Origin of the sequence: Chitinophaga varians (assembly GCF_012641275.1) — a bacterium.
Lineage (GTDB): Bacteria > Bacteroidota > Bacteroidia > Chitinophagales > Chitinophagaceae > Chitinophaga > Chitinophaga varians_A.
Map to the genome: position 1 here is coordinate 1,161,345 of NZ_JABAIA010000003.1, position 26,598 is coordinate 1,187,942.

General features: G+C 50.2%; 8 protein-coding genes. 4 read left to right on the forward strand and 4 right to left on the reverse strand.

Annotated elements, in window-relative coordinates:
- Nucleotides 1–387: 387 nt before the first annotated feature.
- Together HGH92_RS27355 and HGH92_RS27360 are read right to left on the reverse strand one after the other, a co-directional pair.
- Entirely contained in the window at nt 388–675 is a 288-nt protein-coding gene (locus HGH92_RS27355) for a thioredoxin family protein (protein WP_317166459.1), read from the reverse strand.
- 2 nt (nt 676–677) lie between these two features.
- Nucleotides 678–1,259, reverse strand: coding sequence for a peroxiredoxin family protein (locus HGH92_RS27360; RefSeq protein WP_168873996.1), 582 nt, complete (start codon nt 1,257–1,259; stop codon nt 678–680).
- A 246-nt stretch (nt 1,260–1,505) separates the two neighbouring features.
- Here HGH92_RS27360 and HGH92_RS27365 point away from each other — a divergent pair, with 246 nt between their 5' ends.
- The 3 genes from HGH92_RS27365 to HGH92_RS27375 all read left to right on the forward strand — a co-directional run bounded on the left by HGH92_RS27365 (nt 1,506) and on the right by HGH92_RS27375 (nt 4,094).
- Nucleotides 1,506–1,790: a hypothetical protein gene (locus HGH92_RS27365; RefSeq protein WP_168873997.1), complete on the forward strand. Its 285-nt coding sequence runs from the start codon at nt 1,506–1,508 to the stop codon at nt 1,788–1,790.
- 3 nt (nt 1,791–1,793) lie between these two features.
- Nucleotides 1,794–2,819 carry a hypothetical protein gene (locus tag HGH92_RS27370; RefSeq protein ID WP_168873998.1) on the forward strand — a complete coding sequence of 342 codons (1,026 nt, stop codon included), beginning with the start codon at nt 1,794–1,796 and terminating at the stop codon, nt 2,817–2,819.
- Between the two features lie 288 nt (nt 2,820–3,107).
- Nucleotides 3,108–4,094 carry a terpene synthase family protein gene (locus HGH92_RS27375; protein WP_168873999.1) on the forward strand — a complete coding sequence of 329 codons (987 nt, stop codon included), beginning with the start codon at nt 3,108–3,110 and terminating at the stop codon, nt 4,092–4,094.
- 195 nt (nt 4,095–4,289) lie between these two features.
- On the opposite strand, the gene HGH92_RS27380 is transcribed toward HGH92_RS27375, so the two are convergent.
- Together HGH92_RS27380 and HGH92_RS27385 are read right to left on the reverse strand one after the other, a co-directional pair.
- Nucleotides 4,290–5,717, reverse strand: coding sequence for a Gfo/Idh/MocA family oxidoreductase (locus tag HGH92_RS27380; RefSeq protein ID WP_168874000.1), 1,428 nt, complete (start codon nt 5,715–5,717; stop codon nt 4,290–4,292).
- Between the two features lie 287 nt (nt 5,718–6,004).
- Complete coding sequence (locus HGH92_RS27385; RefSeq protein ID WP_168874001.1) at nt 6,005–7,003, reverse strand: terpene synthase family protein; 999 nt, start codon at nt 7,001–7,003, stop codon at nt 6,005–6,007.
- 991 nt (nt 7,004–7,994) lie between these two features.
- On the opposite strand from HGH92_RS27385, the gene HGH92_RS27390 reads away from it, so the two are divergent.
- The gene (locus HGH92_RS27390) at nt 7,995–26,462 is read left to right on the forward strand and encodes a non-ribosomal peptide synthase/polyketide synthase (protein ID WP_168874002.1); all 18,468 of its coding nucleotides are present in this window, start codon (nt 7,995–7,997) and stop codon (nt 26,460–26,462) included.
- Nucleotides 26,463–26,598 lie beyond the last annotated feature (136 nt).

Consider the following 26,598-nt stretch of genomic DNA (forward strand, 5'->3'; position numbering starts at 1 on the left):
TCTTTTTGTATAACCCTGATTTCTTTCCCGTACTTTATACAGGTTAATCTGAAAGCTACCATCAAACAGTAATGTTTTTCAACTAAGGTTTTCCGCTCTAAACCTTCGTCTTTTTGAAGCGTCGAAGAATGGTTGGTGTTCTGATGTTGCTGAAGAAAATCTATCGGGGATTTGTATTCTAATGACCCCTGTGGTCTTTGGTTGTTGTACAGTCACTTACATGCATTAGACAATAATTAAGCTTCCTTGATACGGGTAAAGCAGAAGTCATTTTCTGCGCAATAGTGCATTGAAAAAATGTCAGGAACAATTGATAATCACGATTGTCAATTGTTCCTGTTCAAAAATAAGCCTGGTAGGAGTGGTGAGATATTCCATTTTGCTAGTCTAGGTCGTGGCTTGAAGAATCTCTGGGTTTTCAGGCTTGCCTGCTCTGAAGAACATGATTACAGGGAGGCTGGTGATTTCGTATTCTTTAGTACGATAGGGATTCTGGTCCACATTTATTTTACCCACTTGTACTTTACCAGCATACTCATTGACGAGTTCTTCGATGACCGGGCGCATTGCAGCACAAGGACCACACCATTCTGACCAGAAGTCAACAACATAGAATTTGTCAGAGAACATTACTTCATTAATAAAGCTTATATCAATAGAATAGGAATAAAAAATATCTACAAATGGCTCAGGATACTATCAATTACAGGGACTAATTCTTCTTCGAAAATTAGGGAGCTTGTCTCCGGATTTGAGCTGCCTCCCATGCTAATATAAGCAATGATGCCGGAAGTGTTCAAAATAATATTAGTCGGAAATCCATTTTTTAAGTTGAGCTCGTAACATGCCTCCCTGGATATATGTCTGGGCATAAATGGAAGATTGTATTTCTTTCTGAACGTATCGATAGTTGAATCATTTTCAAATGTCAGCGATACGATCCTGAAATTTTTACCTGCGTATTTTTCACTTAGTTTAACAAGATCAGGAAATTCAGTTATACAAGGACGACAATTCGCGAACCAGAGGTTAATCAAACAAACGCCTTCGGGCATTTCCATGCCGGCATTCTTAAATATGGAATCGGCATTAGTTAATTTGAAATAATCCTTGCCGATAAACGGTTTAACACGATTTTCCCAGAGTTGTGATATCGTTAGTTTTCCTTTTTCGGTGGGAGGTTTGTTGTTGACATTGCTTTGTGAATAAGCGGTTGATGTAAACAGGGAAAAAAGAATAATAGGGTGAATGACTTTCATAAACGGGATTAATAGTTATTTACAATAAATAATAACGGTATTTAAGATATGAATACTTTGGGGATTTTCAATTAAACCGGAATGTCAGACGCCAGCCATAGGAAAATGTCGTTTTTATACTATCCGGGAAAACGGGCATGAGGTACTTTTGCCTTATCAGATATTTTTTACCCGCTGTAGTACAGGAACCCATGTATAACCCATCCTACGTCCGGCATTTAATTATGTAGAACAAAACAGATCATCATGAAACACTCAAAAATGTTGAATCCGGTAATAGCCGGTGCCCTGGCATTGCTATGTGCGCTCGGTTGTAAAAAATCCTCCACGGAAGTGCCGGTAGCGCCGCCTGCTGAAAAGCCGCAAATTAACGCTGAAGCGGAAGCTATCCGATCGTTCATCGTTAAAAAGTACCAGCTAAACGACGGTGACGTAGGCTACGATAAAAAAAATGGTTTCTTTTCCATCTACCACATCAATGTGGTTAGCTACGATGATGCTTTAACTGATTACGAGGAAAACAAAAAATAAGCCATGAAGAAACTTCTGATGTTTGCAGCAATCTGCTTGACGGCTTTGCAGGTAAAGGCCTCGTTCTTTATACAAGTCTTCAGTATACCCGCCAATCAAAATAAGAACCTGGTTGTCGATCCTTCAAAAGCTACCACCTTTAAGGCGGCATATAATCTGGGCTACGTACCAGACAACATGTTTAATACGATTGTTGTAGATGTGGTATATATTAGTTCTACAGAAACACTGGTGATTGGCCCGGCAAAAACATACACCGCGACCTCCTCTGCCGGGATTGCAGATAATATAGACGCTACATTACCGGCAAACAAAATGACCGGAAGGATATCCCTAAGGATAAGGTCGTCTTCACCGCAGCCTATGACTATTTATAGCGCTAACAGTTATGGTGTTGAAAATGCTATAGTATCACCAGAGGAACTATTCAGACGGAAAATGCTTGGGTACAGACGGTCTATCCTGCCCAGCAGTAAAGATATTTCACTTATTGATCCGCCTGCCGGTTTTGAGAATACTTCATTGGCTCCTGTATATTTAACCATCACAGAAGACGGTAAGTCATATGATCTGTATGTTGACCAAACGCGTGCTCCCGGCATACCTCTGTATGATAAGCAGGTAACCACCGGATATTATGGGCTTAGAAAAGAGTTTTTTGCTTTCACACAACAGCAGACAGGAACGGTCCCTGTATACAGATATGTGAAGAAGGCAAACAGAACCTCCGTGCTTTTTTCTATGTATCCGCAGGATGAAACCATCTGGGACAAAACAGGTACTGCTTTTTACGCATACAGCACACGGATACGGGATACGCCAACCCCTCCGGCAGGAGTGCAGCGTGCAGTTCATGTTTTCTATGCTGATCCCAGTGTAGACCGTACTTTCTTCGCCATGTACTTCCCTGATGAAAACAATACAGACTGGCTGCCTCCTTACATTATTACTCCGGGAGGAATCAAGGTGCGCGACGGTGTATTTTACGCTGATTTCCAGGCGTTCCCGGCTTATAAAATCAACCCTTGATAAAAGGACCATTGTATTTCATGATAAAGCCCGCGACGACGCGGGCTTTATCATGAAATACAATTTAATTTAATCACAGTTTTTCTTGATATGATCTCAGCGGGATCATAGAACTTTAGAAACCTCGCGTATGTCGCGGGGTTTGTTTTTTTAGGGAAGCGTTTAGTCGTGTTCTTTTGTATGTTCCCCGATTTCTTTCCCGTACGTTCACCTTAAAGAAATAGCAAAATATATTTTTAGGCGCTTGTTTTCCAGTTTCGTAAATTCATAGACCTCAAAATAATAGCCATGAACACCAAAAAAATCCTCAATGACCGCTTTAATTATCCATTTCCTGACATGATCAGTCCGTTTGCAGCAATACTACAAGAAGTAACGGACACGCAATGGATTGACGGAGAACTGAAAGATTTGATTCCGTATTCAACAAGGGAAAAATACAAACGGACCAAAACAGGATTCATGTCTGCCCGTTGGTGGCCTACGACCCGGAGTTTTGACCGTATGTTGCCTTTGGGGCGGTTTATGCTTTGGTCTATGTACAATGACGATATGTATGAAATAGCTACTGCCGCTGAGGTCAGGAACGCGCAAGAGCGGTCCATTGCTGTATTGAAAGGACGGATTACGCCTGAAGAAGCACAAATACCCCTTGCATATCAATTATATGCCATACGGGAGGGCTTTCTACAGTTTATTCCTGAAACCTCCATGGATCGCTTTGCTAACACGTTAAACGATTATTTTGACGGCCTGGAAATGGAAGTGATCTATAAACAGCATAAAATATTTCCAACTGTGGGAAATCTGCTTAATGTCAGGGTAAGAATATTGATGATTTGTGCATTTATTGAGACCATTGAAATCCAGAACGAAGTCACCTTGCCCGATAATATTTATTCACATCCCGTCATCAAAAGACTGTATGATCTTACTACCAGGATTATCGGCTATTTCAATGACGTACAGTCTTTACTTAAAGATGAAGAAAGTGGAGAGATATATTTCAATGTAGTAAAAGTATTGCAACATCACTGTCAATTATCCAGGGAAGATGCTTTGGAGGAGACGATACGTATGCACAATGCGGACCTGGAAGAGTTCCATCGATTGCGGGCTTCCCTTCCGGATTTTGGAGAATGGAACAATGCTGTAGATGGATTAGTAACGGGAATGGTTTTTTTTATAAAGGGATGGCAATCCGTTTCTTTATTGGAGACAGAGCGATATGGCGCCAATGGTTTTCCTCAAATAAAGGAACTTCCCAAAGTCTAGTGTTATACTCCCTTCATCTATCATTCGTTTTCTTCTTCATGAAAGGTTCGGCAAAGGGACTTTGAAAATTGAAGGTCAACTGTGCCGGTCTTTTACGTGTCGTTTGCGTTTTGTTTCAGGGACTGTGATAAATGAACAATTAATGATGGCATCGTAATCCGGCACAAAAAAAGAGGACCGTAGTCCTCTCTCTTTTTAAACTTTATAATACTGTTCCCAGCCTTTTCTCGGTGGTGGGCCGACCAGCAGTTCGTTGGCGTGTTTGTTATTGGTAATGATTTTCTTTTCCCGGTCGAACTGTAGTTTCTCACCAGTCCACTGCGCCAGTACGCCGAGGCAGAACACCTGGCTGAGCGGACCGGCAATAGCGAACGGAGACCGTGTCTGCTCTTCACCTTTACATGCCAGCAGGAAGTTCTTAAAGTGGTTGGACGGGCTTGCCGGCACTACCGGCAGTTTGTCTGCCATTGCTTTTGCTTTTTCCTCCGGAATGATGGAGAGCGTACTGCCGTGAGAGCCTCCCTTAAAAGTAAGTTCTTTACTGTAGATGATCTTACCGGGATTGAGTTTGGCAGGTGCAATAGGCCCGTTGCTTGGGGGCGGGATATTGGGATCGAGCCCTGATACGCCGTATCCGGCGGGAATGGGCGGCAGGTTGTCCACGCCGTCGTACCAGGTGATGTCCAGTGCGGGCATATTTCCTCTTTTAGGGAATTTGAATGCCAGTGTGGAAGACATCGGGTAGAAGAAGTTGTTGTGGCCGGTGAGCTTGACCGGGTCAACTTCGTACGGCAGGCCCAGATCGAGGAATTGATGGGCGGTATCAATGATATGCGCGCCCCAGTCTCCCAGTGCGCCCATGCCGAAGTCGAACCAGCAGCGCCATTGACCGTTTACGAAATCTTTATTATAGGAGTGACCCTGTGTCGCCATCTGCCAGATGTTCCAGTCGAGGGTGGCAGGCGCCTGCTCTGCGGCCGGGAACGAAGTGATATTAGGGTTCCAGCCATGCCAGCGCCGTGGGGAGTTCATATGGGCAGTAATGGCTGTTACATCTTTGATGATACCGGCTTCTGTCCAGGCTTTAAACTGGAAGTAATTGGCTTCAGAATGCCCCTGGTTGCCCATTTGTGTCACTACTTTCGGATGTTTGCGGGCGGCCTTCATCATCAGTTCCACTTCGTTGAAGGTGCGTGCCATGGGTTTTTCTACATACACGTGTTTGCCCAGGCCTATCGCCATCATCGTGATCGGGAAATGTGAGAAGTCAGGCACACCGATGGACACGGCATCAATCTGGTTGCCCATCTTGTCGAACATCTGACGGAAGTCCTGGAAGCGAGGTACGTTAGGGAACATCTTCATGACCTCCAGGGTATGCGGCGCGCCCATGTCTACGTCACAAAGCGCCACAATGTTTGCCAGTCCGGTCTTGTAGAGCGCCTGGGCTATCTCTCCGCCTCTGTTGCCGATGCCAATGAAGGCAAGGTTGACTTTTTCATTAGGTCCTATTTTGCGTACATGCGGCTTCGCTGCAGCCATCAGCAGACCTGGCGTAGCGGTGGCCAGGGTGGCCAGCGCCGCTTGCTTCAGGAAACTCCGTCTTGAGTTATTGTGATTCATAGCGTGATTTGTTAAATGCTGACCACAAAATATAAAAAAGGTTTTGCAATCGATGGAAATTTTTCGCTCAACTTTATTTAATAGACAGAAAATAATCTTTAATAATTACATTACATAGATATAAATATAGTTAATATTTATACTGTGTAAAAAAAAGAATCAGCATTGATCAAAAAAGAACAGATAATCCCTCCGTGATATGCAGGTCTGTTTAAGACCGGCAGGGCGTTGGGTCGTTCACGTTATAATTGGAAATAACACAACGGCAGGCAATACCTAAGTATGTCTTATATAGCGGTGTTTTTCTCCGGCCATGCAAATCCTTTTCCTCCGGGTAAATATCTTTCTGTTTCCTGTACATAAAATGTATTCACCCCCTGAACGCCAAGCCCAAAATAGTAGACGAATTTGTCCACATGTTCCTGGTACTCTCCGAATTCCCGATACTCTTTGTGTAAAGTAAGCAGCTCGTCAAGGTCCGCATTGTGAATCCGCAAGGTCTCTTTGCAGGCATCTTCCAGGGAAAGGCCATACTGCCTTTGAAGTACAAAAATTACATTAAAAACCTCCGTTCCTTTGGCCAACTCTTTGGGTAAGGAGTGAATATCATTTTGCCATATTATAATTCTCACCATCAGGGTCATCATTCGCTGAAAGACGCAATGGTCAATGATATGATCGGGTAAAACCAGGCCCGATTCAATCTCCCCGAGTACCAGGTAAGGATACATCAGCACGGCATATTCGCGGATTGCTTTGTAAACAACGAAAGAGGGTGGAGGCTGATTGGCTGCTTTATAGGAATGTTCGACTTCAATTCCATACCTGAATGTCAGATAGAAGTATCGAATGAAACGCTGCATCCATGTTTCAGGCATAAACGCACGGAACTCGTCCCGGATAAGCGCCAGGTGCTGGTAAATTGCATTTTCCTCGGGCAGCAGGGCGGCGCCGTTCAGAATTTCCATGCAACGGATACGCTGTTGTTGCTTTTCTTCAAGCGATAAATCTTCCAGTTGATCGTCGAGCACAACATACTGGAGCATAAACCTGTTACAGGGAATGGTTTGCTCGTACGTTAAATCAGGCCACATGCAGGCCGTACAGGCATGTAACCGCATTTTTTTGTACTTCAATACCTGTTCCGGTGTCAGGAAAGTATAGTCATTATCGATCCAGGATTCCATATCCCTGCCCATTTGTTCAAGATGTGGGTTGACCAGATTGGGCCATGGATAGAAATTTAAAGGTAAATAGTCCCTTGGGTTAAATTGTGCTGGCTTCATTACAAATCGTTTTACGGGTTAGGAAAACAGGCGCGGGCTTCTCTGTGAAGGGAAGATATGGGTGTGATCGGAATGCAGTGGGTCTGTCATCATGCCGGTTACATTTTGAAAGGTTATTTTGAGCGTTGTTGACGAAATATTTGCGTATTGGAATTTACAAAAAAGAAACCACATTTTTTTTGACTTTTTTGCAGCATAGACGGAGAGATAATGTACGAAGTAAAAACGGACGCCACGCTGTGAAACCGGCCGGCCTGCTTATTCTACTGCGAAATAATTTCAGTGCTGCGCAAATTATATCGCAATCGTTAATCCAATTTTTTTTGTCTAGTTATGAAATTTATTTACCTTCATGCCGCAATTTTAGTGATAGACTAAATGCCTTGTTCGTGCCAATTCCGAAACCCGATTAAAATCGTATTAAAAAACTGCGGAACCTTGTTTAAAAGCCCTGGGCTTATGAGAAACTCTACCACTTTGACATGATTTTTTAATAGTGACCTGTTATTGTTTGACTTAAGAAGTCATGTGTGTTTAACAAAAAAATATCAGGCTGGCTGAGGTTTTTGCCGTATTGCAAATGCAATATCAGGATCTTCATGCAATCATTTTATGATATCATACACCAGATTACCAGACACGATGTGTCATGACGTGTGTTTCCATGTTTATAGTCATGAACTATAAGCAGGTAAAAGTTTTTCCTATTATAAAATACCCTACAGACATGAACTCAAAATTACTATCCAGAAATTGTTTATCGCACCCGTTTCTCTAACGGTGCCGGCAGTACAACGATTACCACATCAATAACGATATTCATTGATCATGTAATACGATTATCTGCACAAACATACTGACGCTTTTTAACCTGTTGCCAGCTGCTGTAGCCTGTTGGACAAGCATTGTCATTGCTTGTCATAACAGAGAAGGACAGCGTTTTCAGGTACACGCCTGATTTATTTCCTCATCAATTAATGACCGTTAGACCATGCCACTACACGCAACGCACATTCATCCTGCCCAGCGGGATATCCTGATGGATTTACTGATCAATGCAGAAAACTCGACCTACAACGTTGGAGGTGTAACCCGGATCACCGGGGCTCTCCACAAAGAAAAATTCATCGCCGCCGCCGAAACGTTGCCAGCCGTATTTGATGTATACCGGATGCGTTTTGACGTTAATGACCATACGCCACAAGCCTATGTGGACGACAGCTTCATCAGACAGGAAGTCGTATGTATGGATTTCACGGGTACACCGCCGGATGCCGTAGAAAAATGGATACGGGAACGCCTCGAAACACCTTTCATCCTTCAAAAAGAAAATGCGCTCTGCGAACAATACCTGTTGTCCATAGCGCCGGATGAACATTGGTATTTCTGTAAATATCATCACCTGATCATCGATGGTTACGGACTGGCCGCAAGCTATCAGTACGTAGCCAGCCAATACCGCTCCTTACTCCAGGGAACGAAGCTTGACTGGTCACCGGTTTCCTATGTGTCAGCAGCCGGCGAAGCGCTCGCTTACCAACAATCGCCGGCATACCAGGAAGACGCTGCCTACTGGAAAAAGATGATCGGTAAGAAGCCGGTCCAACTGCTGGAACGCAGGTACCACCGCGCAGACGTGCACCCACGCCAATGCCGGACCTTCGTCCTGGAATTTACGGCTGAGGAAAAGGCCGCGCTGGAAAACGTGCAACAGGTCACTCAGGCCAATCTGCTCCGGCTGACGCTGGCGGCGCTCACCATTTATTTCGCGAAAACAACTGAACACGCTGCATTTGTATTCGGCACACCGGTACATCGCAGAAAGGATAAAGCATTGCAGCAGATAGCCGGTATGTTTTCCGGTATTACGCCGTTTCAGGGCATTTACCAACAGGAAGATACCGTAGCTGCGCTGCTGGAGAATATTGCCGTTGCCAGAAAAAACGACAACCAACATCAGCACTACCAGATAGCTGACCTGAGCCGGTCGCTGAAACTGAATGGTACAACGGAACAGCTGGTAGATATCCTTGTCAACCATGCTAACCTAGACCTCCACCTGGATTTCGGGGAAGATATTCAGGCTGTTACCCGGGAGCTGACAAGTGAGATCACCCGTTACCCGCTGGAGCTGCTCTGGCGCGACTACGGGAAAGGACAGCCACTGCAGCTGAAAGCGGATTATTACCCGTCGCATTTCACAGAAACGGATATACGTTTATTGGTGAAGCGCTTGTTATATGTCATGCAGCAATTAGGCGGCACACAGGAACGGAAACTGGATGAGATCAGCATCCTGCCGGAAGAAGAGCAAGCGCTGCTGGCTGCCTTTAACGATAACAATATAGCGGTTGCGCCTTGTCATTCTATCCATGCGCTCATAGAAGAGCAGGTGCGGCTCCGGCCAACAGCCGAAGCGCTGGTGTTTGAAAACCAAACGCTCACGTACCGGCAGCTGGATGAAAAGGCCAACCAGCTGGCGCATTACCTCCGTGAAAAAGGCGTGCGGGAGAATACTTTCGTCCCGGTATGTATGGAGCGTTCCGCAGAAATGATCATCGGAATATTGGCGGTGCTGAAAGCCGGTGGCGCCTATGTGCCGGTAGATCCTGCCTATCCGCAACACCGGATCACCTTCATGCTGCAGGACACCCGGGCGGCGGTAGTGGTCAGCAATGTGGCTGGCAACCTGCCACTGGAACAATACACCACCGCGGAAATTATCGATGTCCGCCAAATGGCGGATGTACTGCCAGAATACCCTGTAACACCAGTAGAGACGGCCCTGCAACCGCAACACGCTGCCTATGTGATTTATACGTCCGGTTCTACCGGCAATCCGAAAGGTGTCACCATCGCACACCAGCAACTGGTGGCTTCCACGCAGGCGAGAATAGCCTATTATGGCAGCACTGGCACAGCATTGCTGGTGCCCTCTTTCTCATTCGATTCCTCGGTAGCGGTCATATTTGGTACGTTGTGTACCGGCGGCAGACTGATCGTATGCCGGGAGGAGACGCTGAAAGACGCGGAGACTGTCAGGGAAATACTCACCCATACTGATATGGTACTGTGTGTGCCTTCCTATTACCGGTTTCTCCTGGAAGAAAGACTGTTGCAGCATGCCGCCCTGTCCACCGTTATCCTGGCAGGCGAAGCGCTGGAAGTCTCTCTGGCACAGCGTCACTTCAGAGAGGTGAAAAAAGCGGCGCTGTATAACGAATACGGGCCTACGGAATGTACTGTATGGTCGTCTGTGGCACAAATACAACCGGAGGATAAACTGATCACCATCGGGAAACCCGTGGCCAATATGCGGATACATATACTGGATGCGCAGCAACGGGTATTGCCGGTTGGCGTGACCGGAGAATTGTATGTGAGTGGCCCGCAGGTGGCAAATGGTTACCTGCACCTGCCGGCAATGACGGCAGAAAAATTTATTACCGATAATGCGGGCAACCGGCTCTATAAAACCGGAGATACCGGCCGCTGGCTACCGGACGGCAATATCGAATACCTGGGCCGCATAGATGACCAGGTAAAGATCCGCGGCTACCGTATTGAATTAGGTGAAATCGGACACGCTTTGCAGGAATGCGAAGGTGTTAAACACGCCGTGGTAGTTGCATGGACAGACGAACGGAACAACAAGCGCCTCGTGGGATATGTGACCACCAGCGCGGGTTATAATAAGATGGCCGTATTAAACCGGTTGAAAGAAAAACTGCCGGAATATATGGTGCCATCGGTACTCATTGAACTGGCACAGCTACCGCTGTCGGTCAACGGCAAGGTGGATAAAAAAGCGCTGCCGGCGCCCGAAGCAGGCGACCTTCAGCTACAGGAATACGTAGCGCCGCGTAATGAAGCGGAACGGCAGCTGGCGGCAATCTGGCAGGAGCTGCTGGGACTGCAACGGGTAGGGATATACGATAACTTCATCGAGCTGGGAGGTGACTCCATCGTATCCATGCAGGTGGTGAGCCGTGCCAGGAGACTGGGACATGAGCTGAAAGCAAAAGACCTGTTCAAACACCAGACAGTAGCCGCGCTGGCGCAGTTGCTGTCCGTGAAAAAAACGGAACACGCCATCGGCGAACAAGGGCAACTGACAGGTACATGCGGGCTGCTGCCTATCCAGCACTGGTACTTCGAAGAAGAAGGCAACAGCCGACCGGCCTTATTTACGCAACAGCTGCTGCTGGAAACAGATAAGCAGCTGTCACCTGTAATACTGGAAGCCGCCCTCCGGCAACTGGTGCAATACCATGATGCACTTCGTTTTACCTATCATCAGGATGCTGATGGCTGGCAACAGTCCTATGGCGCAGCGGAGGCGGCCTTGCGTATTGAGGACTTACGCGGCATGCCGGACAACTGGCAGCAGCATGTCCCCGTTTGCGTAGCTGAAAGCCAGGCACGCCTGGACATCTTTAATGGTGTGCTGTTGCAGGCCTCCCTGATCCAAACGCCTGCCAACGAGGCCAACAACCGGTTATTGCTGGTAGTACATCACCTGGCCATCGACGGCGTATCGTGGCGTATTCTTCTGGAAGATCTTAACCGCCTGCTGGAGCAACCCACCATGACGGCAGATGCCGTACTGGGCGCCAAGGGCAGTTCCTGCCGTCAGTGGCACGATGCGCTGACAGCCTATGCACAAAGTAGCCATGGCCAGCGGCAGCAGCGTTATTGGGAAACGGTGGTGGCTAAATGCTCACCATTACATACCGATCTGACACATACCGGTAAGGTAACTGTATCGGATATACGCAGGGAAACAGTGCGCCTTGATGCAACGGCTACGCGCCGCCTGTTACAGGAAGTGCCTGCGGCCTATAAAACGGAAATTAATGATATCCTGTTGGCCGCGCTGGCCCTGACCCTGACGGCCTGGAACAAAGGCGCAGGCGTACTGGTAGGACTGGAAGGGCACGGCAGGGAGGAGATCGCGCCGGGCGCGGCGGTTAACCGCACCATCGGTTGGTTCACCAGCCAATATCCGGTATGGCTGGAAGCCGCTGCCGGCACGTCTGTCGGCCGGCTGATCAGAGACATAAAAGAACAGTTGCGGCAGGTGCCTGACAAAGGCATCGGCTATGGCATTAACAAATATATCGGCAAACAGGCTGCCCTGCAAGGCGCTGTGCCCTGGGAAACAGGCTTTAACTACCTCGGCCAGGCAGATAACATGCCTGCGGGACAAGGGGCGGTTAAAACGTCATTGTCTTCCCTGGAAGCCGGCGGGGCGCCGGAACGTATCGTGCCCGAAAAACTGGCTGTCAACAGCATGATTCGTGACGGCGAGCTAGTCATGGAATGGAGCTATAGCCGGCTGCACTTCCATGCGGCCACGGTGGCAGCCATCGCGGCAGACTACTGTCATCACCTGGAAACACTCATCACGCATTGTGCTGACCGCAGCCAGCTGGCGCCGGTCGCTTCGCCTTCTGATTACGGACTGGGTGATGTGATGACCAACGATGAGCTGGACCTGTTCCTCGATGCTACGGAAGCAGGCCTTTCCAGAAGATCTCAGGTAGCCGGATTATACCGGCTCACCGGATTGCAGGAGGGGATGTTGTTCCACGGACTGTATGATGAAAAGGGCGGTGCCTACATCGAACAGTTTGGATGCGAGCTTCCCCATTTGCAGGTAGCGGCATTTCAACAAAGCTGGGAATACCTGTTACAGCATCATACTATTTTCCGCAGCGCGTTCTACGCAAAGATTTGCAGTATCCCGGTACAATGCGTATACCATCAGGTTACATTGCCTTTCACAGTGCTGGACTACCGCCACATGACGGAAACGGCACAGCAGGAAGCGCTTGAGGCCTGGATGGCGGCAGACCGGAAACAGGGGCTGGACTTTGAAAAAGCGCCTCTGATGCGTATCACTTTATTCCGCCTGCAAGATGACAAATATCGTATGCAATGGACTTACCATCACCTGCTGATGGACGGCTGGTCATTGCCGGTGCTGCTTGGCGAACTGGTGGAAACTTACGAAGCTATCGTTACCAATAAGCCCCTGCCATCACTGAAGTCAGATGAATTCGCGGACTACGTCCGTTTCCTGGCAGACAGGGACCTTTCTGCTGAGGAAACCTACTGGCGCGGCTATCTGAATGCGGTGACCGAAGGATGTTTCTTACCGTTTGTAACTACCACGGCTTCCCGTACAAAAGGGGAAGGGCGCTTCCGGGAAACCGGTTTGCACCTGGACGCTGTGGCCCGTCAGCAACTGGAAACGTATACACAACAGCAACGTATTACCCTCAACACGCTGGTGCAGGGCGTGTGGGCGTACCTGTTGTCCCGCTATACCGGCAAGCCTGCCGCCATGTTCGGCGTGACGGTCGCCGGCCGGCCGGATGAACTGCCTGGTGCAGATAAAAAAATCGGCTTGTATATCAACACGCTGCCACTGCACACCGCGTTGGCCAATGAGCAAACAATCGTCGGCTGGCTGCAGGAAATACAGGCGGCGCAGCTGCAAAGCCGTGAACACCAGTATGCGGCCTTGAATGACATCCAGCGTTGGACTGGCATCCGCGAAGAGTTGTTTGACAGTCTCCTGGTTTTTGAAAACTATCCGGTGAACCCTGCTTTACAATCTCCCGACTGGAAACTGCAACTGCAACACTTCCAGGTACAGGAACAGGCCAACTATCCGCTAACGCTTCGTGTGATGATGGCTGAAGGGGTTGATATCGGCCTGGTGTACAACGAAACGCTGCTGGACGGCGCTTATGTACGGATGATAGCCGCTCATTTTGAACAGGTGCTGATGCAGATAGCTACCCGGCCTGTCAATACCATCGCGGATATTACTTTACTGACAGCGGCGGAGAAAACACAGCTGTTGTATGATTTTAATCAGACAACCAGCCCTTATCCTGCGGATAGGAGCATCACTACGCTTTTTGAAGAACAGGCGGCCCAAACGCCAGATGCTATTGCCGTGGTATATGATACAACGTCATTTACGTATAAAGCGCTGGATGAAGCGGCTAACCGCCTTGCACACCAGTTGCGCAGTAAAGGATTGAGTGCTGGCGCATATGTGCCCGTATGCATGAAACGTTCTGCCGGCCTGATGGTATCAGTGCTGGGGATTCTGAAAGCCGGTGGTGCCTATGTTCCGGTAAATCCGGAATACCCTGCAGAAAGGATCTTGCAGTTACTGGGGGATTGCGACAGCCCGCTGGTGATAAGCGACATGAATTGGAAGGACACCCTGAAAATCGTTGCTGATAAAGAGATACTGTATATAGATGATAATCCTGCCCTGTTGCAATATCCGGCGCATGCATTGGCAGAACAGCCCTCACCGGAGACAGTGGCTTATGTCATGTATACCTCCGGTTCTACCGGTAAGCCCAAAGGCGTGGCGGTTACACATAAAAATGTGGTGAGCCTGGTGAAGTCGCAGGAGTATATGACGCTCACCAAAGACGATGTCATTCTTTCCGCCGGCTCTCTTTCCTTTGACGCTACCACTTTTGAATATTGGGGCGCCCTGTTGAACGGCGGTTGTGTGGTATTAAGCACGGAAAGCAGTCTGCTGGACATCGAATTACTCCGGCAGGAGCTTTGTCAGCGCCGCGTTACCAAAATGTTCTTTACCACCAGCTGGTTCAACCAGTTGATAGATATGGACATCACGGTATTTGCGGGGTTGCAGGAAGTGCTGACAGGAGGGGAGAAAATATCGGAAAAACATGCGGACAAATTCAGACGTGCCTGTCCGCATATCGCGCTGACTAACATATACGGCCCTACGGAGAACACAACTTTCTCCCTTTACTACCGTATCCATGAAGCGACGGTTAACGGCAACGTGCCTATCGGCCGTCCGTTGAACAACCGGACAGCGTATATCCTTGATAGTTCGGGGCAACCGGTGCCGGTTGGCGTAACAGGAGAACTGTATGTGGGCGGCGATGGTGTAGCCAAAGGATACCTGGACGCGGAACTGACCGCTGCCCGGTTTATACCGGATCCTTTCACGGATGACCCGGCCGCCAGAATGTACCGCACCGGTGACCTGGCCCGCTGGATGCCTGACGGTAACATCGTTTATATGGGCCGTGTGGATGAACAGGTGAAGATCCGCGGGTTCCGCATCGAGCCCGGTGAAACAGAACGCGTGCTGGAAGGCTGCCCTGCCGTTAAACAGGCCGTGGTGACCGTCTGGACAGATAAACAACAAAACAAATACCTGACCGGCTATGTGGTCCCGGAAAACAACTTTGATAAAGAAGCCATACAGGCCTATCTCAAAGAAAGGTTACCGGATTATATGCTACCTTCTTTCCTGATGGCCGTGAAAGCATTGCCACTTACTCCTAATGGGAAAGTGGATAAAAAGGCCCTGCCGGCGCCGGATGACGCCGCGCTCTCAGATGCAGCGTATATGGCTCCCCGTAATGAACAGGAAAGCATGCTGACAGCCATCTGGCAGCAATTGCTTGGCCGGGAGCGCATTGGCATACATGACCATTTCTTTGAGTCTGGCGGACATTCCCTTTTGGCCATGCGCCTGCAATCCGCCATCAGAAAGCAGTTGAAGGCCGAGATACCGGTGAAGACCATCTTCAATTATCCTACCATAGCAGGCCTGGCAGCCTGTATCATGCAACAGACAGGGCCAGTGCAACAGGGAATTACAGCGGAAGCATATACCAGCCCGCAACCATTGTCCTTTGCACAGGAAAGGCTTTGGTTTATCGACCGGCTGAGCGGCAGTATTCAATATCATATCCCAATGGTGTTCCGCCTGACAGGAGCGGTCAACGAACAGGCGCTGGAAAGGGCCATCCGGGAGATCGTCAACCGGCATGCTGTACTACGTACTGTCATTACCGTTATTGACGAACAGCCGCATCAGCGGATAATGGACAGCGATGGCTGGCAACTGGAAATAATCAGCCGCCAGGAGCCCGTGGGAGATATTACCGATTTGCATGCTTATGTGAAAGCCTTGATTGATAAGCCTTTTAATTTGTCTGCCGACCATATGTTACGCGGACAACTGATCACATTGGCAGCGGAGGAGCATATCCTCGCCCTGACGCTGCATCACATTGCCGGCGACGGATGGTCCGTCAGCATCTTTGTCAAAGAGCTGATGGAGCTGTATGCTGCATTGGACCAGCAACAAGTACCGGCTTTACTTCCACCGGACATCCAGTATACGGACTATGCCCGCTGGCAACGTGCTTATATGTCAGCAACGGTGCTGGAGCGGCAACAAGCCTATTGGGAGCGCCAGCTGGCGGATGCGGCCACGTTACAATTACCGCTTGACTATACCCGTCCCGCAGTATTTTCCAACAGGGGCGCCATTATACCGTTCCATATCGACGATACCCTGCAGCAACAGTTACAGGCATTGTCGCAGCAGGAGGGAACTACCCTGTTCATGACATTGCTGGCGGCTTTTAATGTGTTGCTTTACCGCTACAGCGGCCAGGAAGATATCACCGTAGGCAGTCCTGTTTCAGGCCGTACCCGGCAGGAAACGGAGAGCCTGATCGGTTGTTTTGTCAATACGCTGGCACTGCGCACGCAGCTGCATGATAACCCAACCTTTGCCACTTTGCTGCAACAGGTGAAAAATATGACGCTGGATGCCTACGAGCACCAGGATGTGCCGTTTGAAAAAGTGGTGGAGGCAGTCGTGAAGGAACGTGATCTGAGTTACAGCCCGCTGTTCCAGGTGATCTTTACATTGCAGAACATGCCGGTGGCCACTGACCTCGCCCTGGGCGCCACACATTTGCAACCGGAAAGGATCGCGTATACCACGGCGCAGGTAGACCTTAATTTCACTGTAGAGGAAACAGCCGGAGGACTGACAGGCAGCGTGGAATATTGCACGGACCTGTTTAGGGAAGAGACAGTGCTGCAAATGATCAGGCACTTCAAACAACTGCTGGCGGCCATCGTTGTGAGCCCTTCCGCAGCAGTAGGCTTTTTGCCGATGTTGTCGGCGGAGGAAGAAACACAGTTGCTGAAAGGTTTTAACCAGACAGACAGCAGCTACCCGGCTGATAAAAACATCACAGCTCTCTTCGCGGAACAGGCTGCGCTGACACCGGATGCCACAGCCCTGGTATTTGACGGTAGGGAAATAACCTACCAGACGTTGGATATTGCTTCCACACAACTGGCGCAATACCTCGTGGAGGCAGGTGTAACCTCCGGCATGCGGGTGCCCGTTTGCATGGAGCGGTCAGAATGGCTGATCACCGCTATCCTGGCGATATTAAAGGCAGGAGGCGCTTATGTGCCGGTAGATCCGCATTATCCGGCAGAACGTATCAGCTACATGCTGGCCGAAAGCGACAGTACGCTGTTGCTCACTACCACCACGCATGCAGCAGCACTGGAGCAGACAGCTACAGCCATGAAGCCTGTTTGCCTGGACCAGCTGGCTGAAACACTGGCGTCCATGACGATGTCAACGCCATTGCCAGTGGCGCTTCCGCAGGACCTGGCTTATGTCATTTATACCTCCGGTTCTACCGGTAAGCCCAAAGGGGTGATGGTAAGCCATCAGAATGTGGTGAGCCTTGTGAAAGGAGTGGACTATGTGTCCTTTAGCGCGGCGGATAGTTTATTGTCCACCGGCGCCCCTTCTTTCGATGCCGCTACCTTTGAGTATTGGGGCATGTTGCTTAACGGCGGCCGCCTTATTCTCTGCCCGGAACAGCAGTTGCTGGACAACGAGGTACTGAAACGGGAAATCAGCGCTCACCAGGTAAATATGATGTGGTTTACCGCCAGCTGGTTCAATCAGCTGATCGATACCGACATCAGTATTTTTGAACCCTTATCGGTAGTGCTGGCCGGTGGGGAGAAACTATCCGAAGAACATATCAGCAAATTAAAACAACGGTATCCCGCCCTGACCGTTATTAACGGTTACGGTCCTACGGAGAATACGACCTTTTCTATTACCTATACAGTAGAAACAGGTGAAGTGAAGGTACCGGTGCCGGTCGGCCGGCCGTTGAGCAACCGGAAGGTATATATCCTGGACAGCCGCCGCCAGATAGTGCCGGTGGGTGTTACCGGCGAAATCTATGTCGGTGGTGCCGGTCTTGCCTTAGGTTACCTCAACTTACCGGAGCTGACAGCAGAACGGTTCATCTTCCATCAGTTTGATAACGGCCGCGTCGAACGGTTATATAAGACCGGGGACCTGGGATGCTGGCAGGCAGACGGCAACGTGCTTTGCCTGGGCCGAACAGACGACCAGGTGAAGATACGGGGCTACCGTATTGAACCGGGTGAAACGGAAAGGGTGCTGCAACAGTGTGAATGGGTGGAACAAGCGGTAGTAATGGCGCGCACGAATGAGCAGGGCAGTAAATACCTTGCTGGTTATATCGTGCCGGCAGGTGCCTTTGAAAGAGAGAAAATACAGACTTATCTCAAACAGTTGCTGCCGGACTATATGGTGCCCGCAGCCCTGGTGCCACTGGAAAAACTGCCGCTGACCAGCAACGGGAAGGTAAATAAGCGAGCCTTGCCTGAGCCGGAACAGTCCCTGATGCCAGCAGCAGCGTATATGCCTCCGCGTAATGCCACGGAGCTGGCGTTGACAGGTATCTGGCAACAATTGCTGAAGGTGTCACGGATAGGCATATATGATAACTTCTTTGAACTGGGCGGCCATTCACTATTGGTGACCCGTGTGGTATCTGCCATACGGCGTGAGCTGAATGTTGAGGTCCCCATACGTGACCTCTTTACTCATCCGACAGTAGCCACATTGGCTGAGCATATCCGTGGTCAGCAACCAGGCGCTGTATTGCCGGCCGTGACTGCATCTCCGCGGGAAGGAAAGCTGCCGCTTTCTTCCGCGCAGGAAAGGTTGTGGTTTATAGACCGCATGGAAGGCAGCGTTGCTTACCATATGCCAATGGTGTTAAAACTGGATGGCGATCCGGACGTGACAGCACTGGAAAACGCCCTGAAAACAATTGTAGACAGACATGAAGCGCTGCGTACCGTTTTCCTGGAAGAAGACGGAGAGCTAAGCCAGCATATCCTGCCTTCCGGCAGCTGGCAGCTGCAGGTAAGGGACAGGACCGGGGAAGCTGACCGGGAGAAGGTATTGGAAGAAATTGAAAGGTATTGTAACCAGCCATTCAACCTGGCAACGGATTATATGTTGCGGGTACAGCTGGTGCAACTGGCTGCCCGTGAGCACTTCCTTGTAGTGGTGCAGCACCATATCGCATCTGATGGCTGGTCTGTGTCAATATTGCTCAAGGAACTGATACGGCTGTACGAAGCGGAGCACCGGCATCAGCCGCACCAGCTGGAGCCTTTGCAGGTGCAGTATGCAGACTATGCGTTGTGGCACCGGCATCACCTGCAGGGCGCCCTGCTCGATCAGCAGTTGTCGTACTGGAAAGAAAAGCTGGATGATATCACAACACTGCAGTTGCCCACCGATTTCCCGCGCCCTGCCACGGTAAGCACCCGCGGCAACACCTTGTACTATGAGGTGGACGGCACGCTGACAGCCGGGTTAAACCAGCTGTCCAGGCAGCAGGGGGCCACGTTGTTTATGACGATGCTGGCCGCTTTTAAAGTGTTGCTGTACCGCTACAGCGGACAGGAAGACATCTGTGTGGGCAGCCCTATTGCCAACCGTACCCAGCAAACGATAGAACCGCTTATCGGTTTTTTTGTCAATACCATTGCGCTGCGCAGTAACCTGTCCGGTAACCCGGACTTCCTGTCGCTGCTCCGGCAGGTAAAAGCCACTTTGCTGGAGGCGTACCAATACCAGGACGCCCCGTTTGAGAAAATCGTGGAAGCCGTGGTGAGCGACCGTGATATAAGCCGTACGCCCTTGTTCCAGGTGATGTTTATTATGCAGAACCTGCCGGAGGTGCCGGATTTGCAGTTGGACGATGTGCAGGTAACGATACAGCCGGTGCCTAACACCACTTCCAAATTCGATCTGACGGTGGATGTTACCACTACTGCTACCGGGCTGCGTTTCCGGGTGGAGTATTGCAGCGATCTCTATGAGGAGGCTACCATCGCCAGGATGATGGAACATTACCTGGTACTCCTGGAAGCGGTGGTGACAGCGCCTTCCAGACATATAGGAACATTGCCGATGCTTACGGCGGCTGAAGAAAAACAATTAGTACAGACCTTTAATGATACGGCCGGTACCTATCCTGCCGGTATGGCGGTGATAGACCTGTTCGAAGCGCAGGCACGGCAAACGCCGGACGCAGTGGCCGTTGTTTTTGGAACGGAACGGTATACTTACCGGCAGCTGAATGAAAGGGCCAATCAACTGGCCCATTATCTCCGGAAAAAAGGGGTGGTGGAAAATACACTGATACCCGTTTGTATGTCCCGCTCTCCGGAGATGATCACCGCCATTGTCGGCATCCTGAAGGCAGGCGCCACTTATGTGCCGGTGGATCCGGCTTATCCGGAGGTGCGTATCCGTTATATCCTGGCCGACACTGACTTCACCCTGATGATCACAGATGCACGCAGCCAGACGGTTTTACCCGCAGACATCCCAACGGAACGGATACTGACATTATCAGCAACAGCTGGAGAAGCGGTACTATCGGGCCAGCCGGTGACGGACCCCGACCGGTATACTTCTCCGGACAAGCTGACTTACCTGATCTATACTTCTGGTTCCACCGGGCAACCGAAAGGCGTGGAAATGCCTGACAAGGCCTTGTTTAACCTGCTTTGCTGGCAACAACAGGAGATCGATACCCGGACGCCTAAACGTATATTGCAGTTCGCCAGTATCAATTTCGACGTGAGCTTCCAGGAGATATTCTTCACGCTCAGTTTTGGCGGCAGTCTTCACCTGGTGGACGAACAACGCCGGAAAGACATGGCTGTCCTGATGGAACAGATCAACACAGAAAAAATCAATTGCCTCTTCCTGCCTTATGTGGTATTAAAAAACCTGGTCGAATACGCACAGGAAAGCGGTATCTACCCGCAATACCTGCAGGAGGTGGTTACAGCCGGTGAACAGCTCAAACTGAGCAATGACCTCCGGTTGTTCCTGGAAAAAGGCAATACCCGACTGCATAACCAGTACGGGCCTACGGAAGCGCACGTGGTGAGTGCCTACACGATACAGCCGGAAGACTATACCCACCGGGTATTGCCGCCTATCGGTAAGCCGATTGCCAATACGAAACTATATATCCTGGATGCCAACGGTAATCCCTGTCCGGTTGGAGTGCCAGGGGAGCTGTTCATCGGTGGTGTACAGGTGGCCAAAGGATACCTGCATCTGCCGGAACTGACGGCCGAACGTTTTATGGCCGATCCGTTTGATGTGACCGGGGCAGGACGCTTGTACAAAACCGGCGATGTCTGCTGCTGGTTGCCCGACGGCAATATCAACTACCTGGCGCGTAAGGACGACCAGGTGAAGATCCGCGGTAACCGGGTGGAAATAGGCGAGGTGGAAAGCGTACTGGGTCAGTGTGACCTGGTGGCGCAATGTGTGGTGCTTGTAAAAAATGATCAATACGGCAATAAACGGCTGGTAGCCTATGTGGTGCCACAGCAGCACTTCGGCAAAGACGAACTGCGCACATGGATGCAGTCCAGGCTGCCGGAGTATATGGTCCCATCTCTTTTCATCACTTTACCGGAACTGCCGTTGACCAATAACGGCAAGGTCAACAAACGCGCACTGCCCGAAGCTGACCTGAGCGCGCTCGGCGGCGCAGGGTACGTGGCGCCACGTAACCTGACGGAACAACAACTGGCTGGTATCTGGAGTGCGCTGTTACAGGTGGAAAAAATAAGTGTGCACGATAACTTCTTTGAGCTGGGAGGCCATTCGTTGTTGGCCATGCGCCTGCAGTCTGCCCTGCGTAAGCAAATGGAGGTGGAAATGGCGGTGAAATCCATCTTTGCCAATCCTACCATCGCGAGGCTGGCGGCGTTTATCCGCCAGCACGGCAAGGGCTTGCTGCTGCCGGCGGTAACACCGCAGCAACGGCCGGAACTGATTCCGTTGTCGTATAGCCAGGAACGTTTGTGGTTCATCGATCAGATGGAAGGCAGCGTGCAATACCATATGCCGGTAGTGTTGCGGATGGAAGGCGTCCTGGATAAAGCGGCGCTGGCAAACGCGTTCCGTGACCTGGTGGACCGGCACGAGGTGCTGCGGTCTGTCATTGTACAGGTGGACGGGCATTCCGGTCAACAGGTATTGCCTGCGCAGCAATGGCAGCTGCAACAAATTGATCTGTGCGGCCGTCCGCAGGCAATAGCGGATTATCGTTCCCTTGTGCATAGTTTGATAAGGAAACCTTTTGACCTTACCAGGGAGCATATGTTACGGGTGCACCTGATCGCACTGGACGCCAATACGCACATTCTGGTGATGAACATGCACCATATTGCCTCCGATGGTTGGTCTATCGGTATTCTGTTCAGGGAATTGATTGCCCTTTACAAGGGTTATACTGCCGGTGAGAAAGTGAAATTGCCCGCACTCGACATACAATATGCGGACTACGCCATCTGGCAGCGGACGTATATGTCAGACGAGGTACTGGCGACGCAGCTGCTTTACTGGAAAGAAAACCTGAAAGGCGTACCGGCGCTGCAACTGCCGACAGATAAAACAAGACCGGCAATAAAAGGCAAAAACGGCGCTGTGGAATACCTGCAATTCGACCATGAACTGTCAGAACAATTGCTGGCCCTGTCCCAACAGGAAGGGGTGACGCTTTTCATGACGTTGCTGACAGCCCTCAATGTGTTATTGTACCGTTACAGCGGGCAGGATGACATCTGCGTGGGCACGCCAATCTCCGGCCGTATCCGCCAGGAGGTGGAAGGCCTCGCCGGCTTCTTCATCAACACGTTGGCCCTGCGCAGCAATCTCGCCGGTAACCCGGAATTCCTTTCCCTGCTGCAACAGGTAAAACAAACGACGCTGAGCGCCTATGAATACCAGGAAGTGCCCCTGGAGAAGATAGTGGACGCTGTAGTGACGGAGCGCGATATGAGCCGCAGCCCGTTGTTCCAGGTGATGCTGGTATTGCAGAATACGCCGGACATACCCGAGCTGACATTGGGGGCCGTGCAGTTATCGGAAGAACCGCTGGACCATATCACGTCTGTCTTTGACCTTAACTTCTGCCTGAAAGAGACGGCAGACGGGCTTTCCCTGATCATTCAATACAGTACGGACCTGTTCTACGGGGATACCGTGAGAAGGATGGGTAAACATTTTGAGCATTTGTTGCGGTCCATTACCCTTCAACCCGCCACACGCATATGTGCGTTGCCGTTATTGGACGAAGCAGAAGAACAACAGCTGCTGGAAGGCTTTAACAGCAATATCACCGAAGTGCCGCAGGGCGCTTCCCTGGTGAGTTTGTTCTCGGACACGGCAGCGGCTGTGCCTGACGCAGTAGCGTTGATGTTTAAGGACGGTACATTGACTTATAAAGAACTGGACGAACGCTCTAACCAGATGGCCTACTACCTGCGGAGCAAAGGGGTGGTCCGGGACACGCTGGTGCCTTTGTGTATGGAGCGCTCACCGGAGATGATTATCAGTATATATGGTATTATGAAGGCAGGTGGTGCATATGTGCCAGTAGACCCGGAATATCCGGCTGAAAGGATACAGTATATCCTGGAGGATACCGCCGCAGGCATTATGGTCAGTAGCCCTGCTGCCAGCGACAGACTGGGCGCCGCAACAGCAGGTGTTACCCTCGTGATGGCCGCAGACGCGGATTTGTTTGCCAATTATCCGGTAACGGCACTGCCGGACAGTCCGGCTGCCGGTGATCTGGCCTATGTGATATACACTTCCGGCTCTACAGGCAAACCGAAAGGCGTATTGGTGGAACATGGCGGCGTAGTGAACCTGGTTTGTCAGCAGGAGGTGCTGCAGATACAAACAGACACCCGTGTGTTACAGTTCGCGTCTATAGGTTTCGATGCCTCCTGCATGGAAATATTCAGCACATTGTCTCATGGCGCCGTACTAGTGCTGCCGCGTAAGGAAGACCTGATGTCTTCCGCCGGATTTGCAACGCTGATCAATAAACGAAAAGTGGAGGTGTTGTTTTTACCGCCGTCCTACCTGCATAGCATGAAAGACCTGTTGGGCAGGGTGAAAACCATTGTGTCCTGTGGTGAGCCGTTAAACCGGGAAGATGGCAGGTTCCTGCAAGCCCGGGGCGTACGGTTTCTTAACGCCTACGGGCCTACGGAAAACAGTATCTGCACCACCTTGTCCGATGACCCTATCCGGGAAGACGGCGTAGTAGTGATCGGAAAGCCGGTAGCTAACATGCAGGTGTACATCCAGGACGCGCATGGCGGACTATGCCCGGTAGGTGTGGCAGGTGAGATTTGTGTGAGTGGCGCCGGTCTGGCCCGCGGTTATCTCAACCGTCCGGAGCTTACCCAGGAAAAATTTGTTATCAATCCTTTTGCCGGTGACGGCGAAACCCGGATGTACCGTACCGGCGATCTGGGCCGCTGGCTGCCCGACGGAAATATCGAATACATGGGGCGGATCGATGAGCAGGTGAAAGTACGCGGATACCGTATTGAACTGGGTGAAATAGAAAACGTGCTGCAGGAATGTGAGCAGGTGAATGAAGCGGTGGTAGTAGTGAAAGGGGGAGAGCATGACAATAAACTGCTCGTGGCTTATGTGATACCACAGGAAGAATTCAATAAAGACGCTATTGTTGCCTATCTGAAGCGCAAACTGCCCGACTTTATGGTGCCGCCGGTGATCATTCCGATGGAGTCGTTCCCGCTCACGCCTAACGGCAAGATTGACAGGAAAGGATTACCGTCGCCAACCTCCCAGATGCTCACAGGGCAACAGCAGGATGCGGGTCCAGCCAACGAAATAGAAGAACGGCTGCTGGAAATATGGAAAGAGGTGCTGAACTTACCACGGTTAAGCATACACGACAATTTCTTTGCTGCCGGTGGTAACTCTATCACCGCGATCCGGTTGATCGCCAAGATGAAGGTGGATTTCCAGGTTTCCATCAATGACCTGTTCCAACATCCCACCATTGCCGGTATCTCTAAATATGTGATTTATGAAAAGAATCACTTTAAAAACAAACTGGCGGCATTGATGGCCAGGTTCGATCCGGCGCAGACGGACCACGAAGCCATGCAGGCACAGGCAGCGCAAATGCAGCATATGCTGGCAGAACAGCAACGGCCGTACCTGGAAGAAGTGAAAGCGTGGCAACAGCTGGACGTCAGCAGCACCACCACTTATCAGCAGATCTTACTGCTGGGCGCAACAGGCTACCTGGGCATTCATTTGTTATATGACCTGCTGCAGCGCGATACGCCGGTATGCGTGCTGGTGCGCGCAGAAAGCGATGAAGCGGCCTTTAGCCGGTTGTCGGAGAAGTATGCTTTTTACTTTGGTAAGCCATTGCCTAAAGACCAGGCAAACCTGCGGGTATGGAAGGGAGATATCGCTCTACCGCAGCTGGGCATGGACGCTGCCGTGTTTGAGACGCTGATGTCCGAAACGGACTGTATCCTGAATACGGCCGCCAACGTAAAACACTATGGCAGCTACAGCGAGTTTGAAGCGGTGAACACGCGCTCTGTACAGACGATATTGGATTTTTGCAAAACAGGAAAGAAAAAGGTCATCCATCATATCTCCACTACCAGTGTGGCAGGTATGGCAGCGAAAGACAGTACCGACTACCTCTACACCGAAGCCGATTTGTTCAAGGGACAGGAAGTGCCAAACTTCTATGCCAAGAGCAAACTCGAAGCGGAACGCTTGCTGGACACGGCCAGGGCAGAAGGAACTGACGTGAATATCTATCGCGTGGGCCACTTGTCATTTCATTCTGCTACGGGCAAGTTCCAGGAGAATATCGATAACAATGCCTTCTATAACCAGATCAAAGGGTTTATTTCCTTCCAGGTGATGCCGGAAGAATTCAATGAGGTGGAGTTGTCCAACATCGACCAGGTGTCTGCGGCAATACTGCAGATTTTTGACAAGCCCGCATTGCTGAACAGGAATTACCACGTCCGTAACCCGCACCTGCTCTCTGCTGCTGAGTTTGTAGCTTATCTGAACAGTTACGGGTACGATCTGGAATTGGCCAACACCTATACTTACCTGGAGAAAATGCTGCAATCGTACAATACCAAAAAAGACCTGATAGACCGTTTGTTCCTGCAGGCTGACCTCTTCGGCGATGACAGGCAGGATATAGGGCACCCGTACCAGGTATGTTATGAGGCCACAAATGCCATCCTGAAGAAAATGAAATTCCGATGGGCGCGCTTCGATGAGGAAAAAGTACACCTGATGATTCAGTATGCTGTGGAAGTTGGTTTCTTTGAGCCTGTTCGCAGGAAAATGGCCTCTTTGAGAGACTACTGATGCGTTCAGCGTGACGAGATGGAATATTACAAGGCCTGCGCAAGTCGCAGGTCTTGTTTTTTTAGCGGGATGAAATAGGTTGCTATGTATTAATAATCTTTAATTTGCAGCACGTTATATTTGACGCAACATTACA

Excerpts from the sequence above, each read along its gene's own strand:
- HGH92_RS27380 (WP_168874000.1), bottom strand. The coding sequence starts at position 5,717 with ATGAATCACAATAACTCAAGACGGAGTTTCCTGAAGCAAGCGGCGCTG.
- HGH92_RS27370 (WP_168873998.1), top strand. The coding sequence starts at position 1,794 with ATGAAGAAACTTCTGATGTTTGCAGCAATCTGCTTGACGGCTTTGCAG.
- HGH92_RS27375 (WP_168873999.1), top strand. The coding sequence starts at position 3,108 with ATGAACACCAAAAAAATCCTCAATGACCGCTTTAATTATCCATTTCCT.
- HGH92_RS27385 (WP_168874001.1), bottom strand. The coding sequence starts at position 7,003 with ATGAAGCCAGCACAATTTAACCCAAGGGACTATTTACCTTTAAATTTC.
- HGH92_RS27360 (WP_168873996.1), bottom strand. The coding sequence starts at position 1,259 with ATGAAAGTCATTCACCCTATTATTCTTTTTTCCCTGTTTACATCAACC.
- HGH92_RS27390 (WP_168874002.1), top strand. The coding sequence starts at position 7,995 with ATGCCACTACACGCAACGCACATTCATCCTGCCCAGCGGGATATCCTG.
- HGH92_RS27365 (WP_168873997.1), top strand. The coding sequence starts at position 1,506 with ATGAAACACTCAAAAATGTTGAATCCGGTAATAGCCGGTGCCCTGGCA.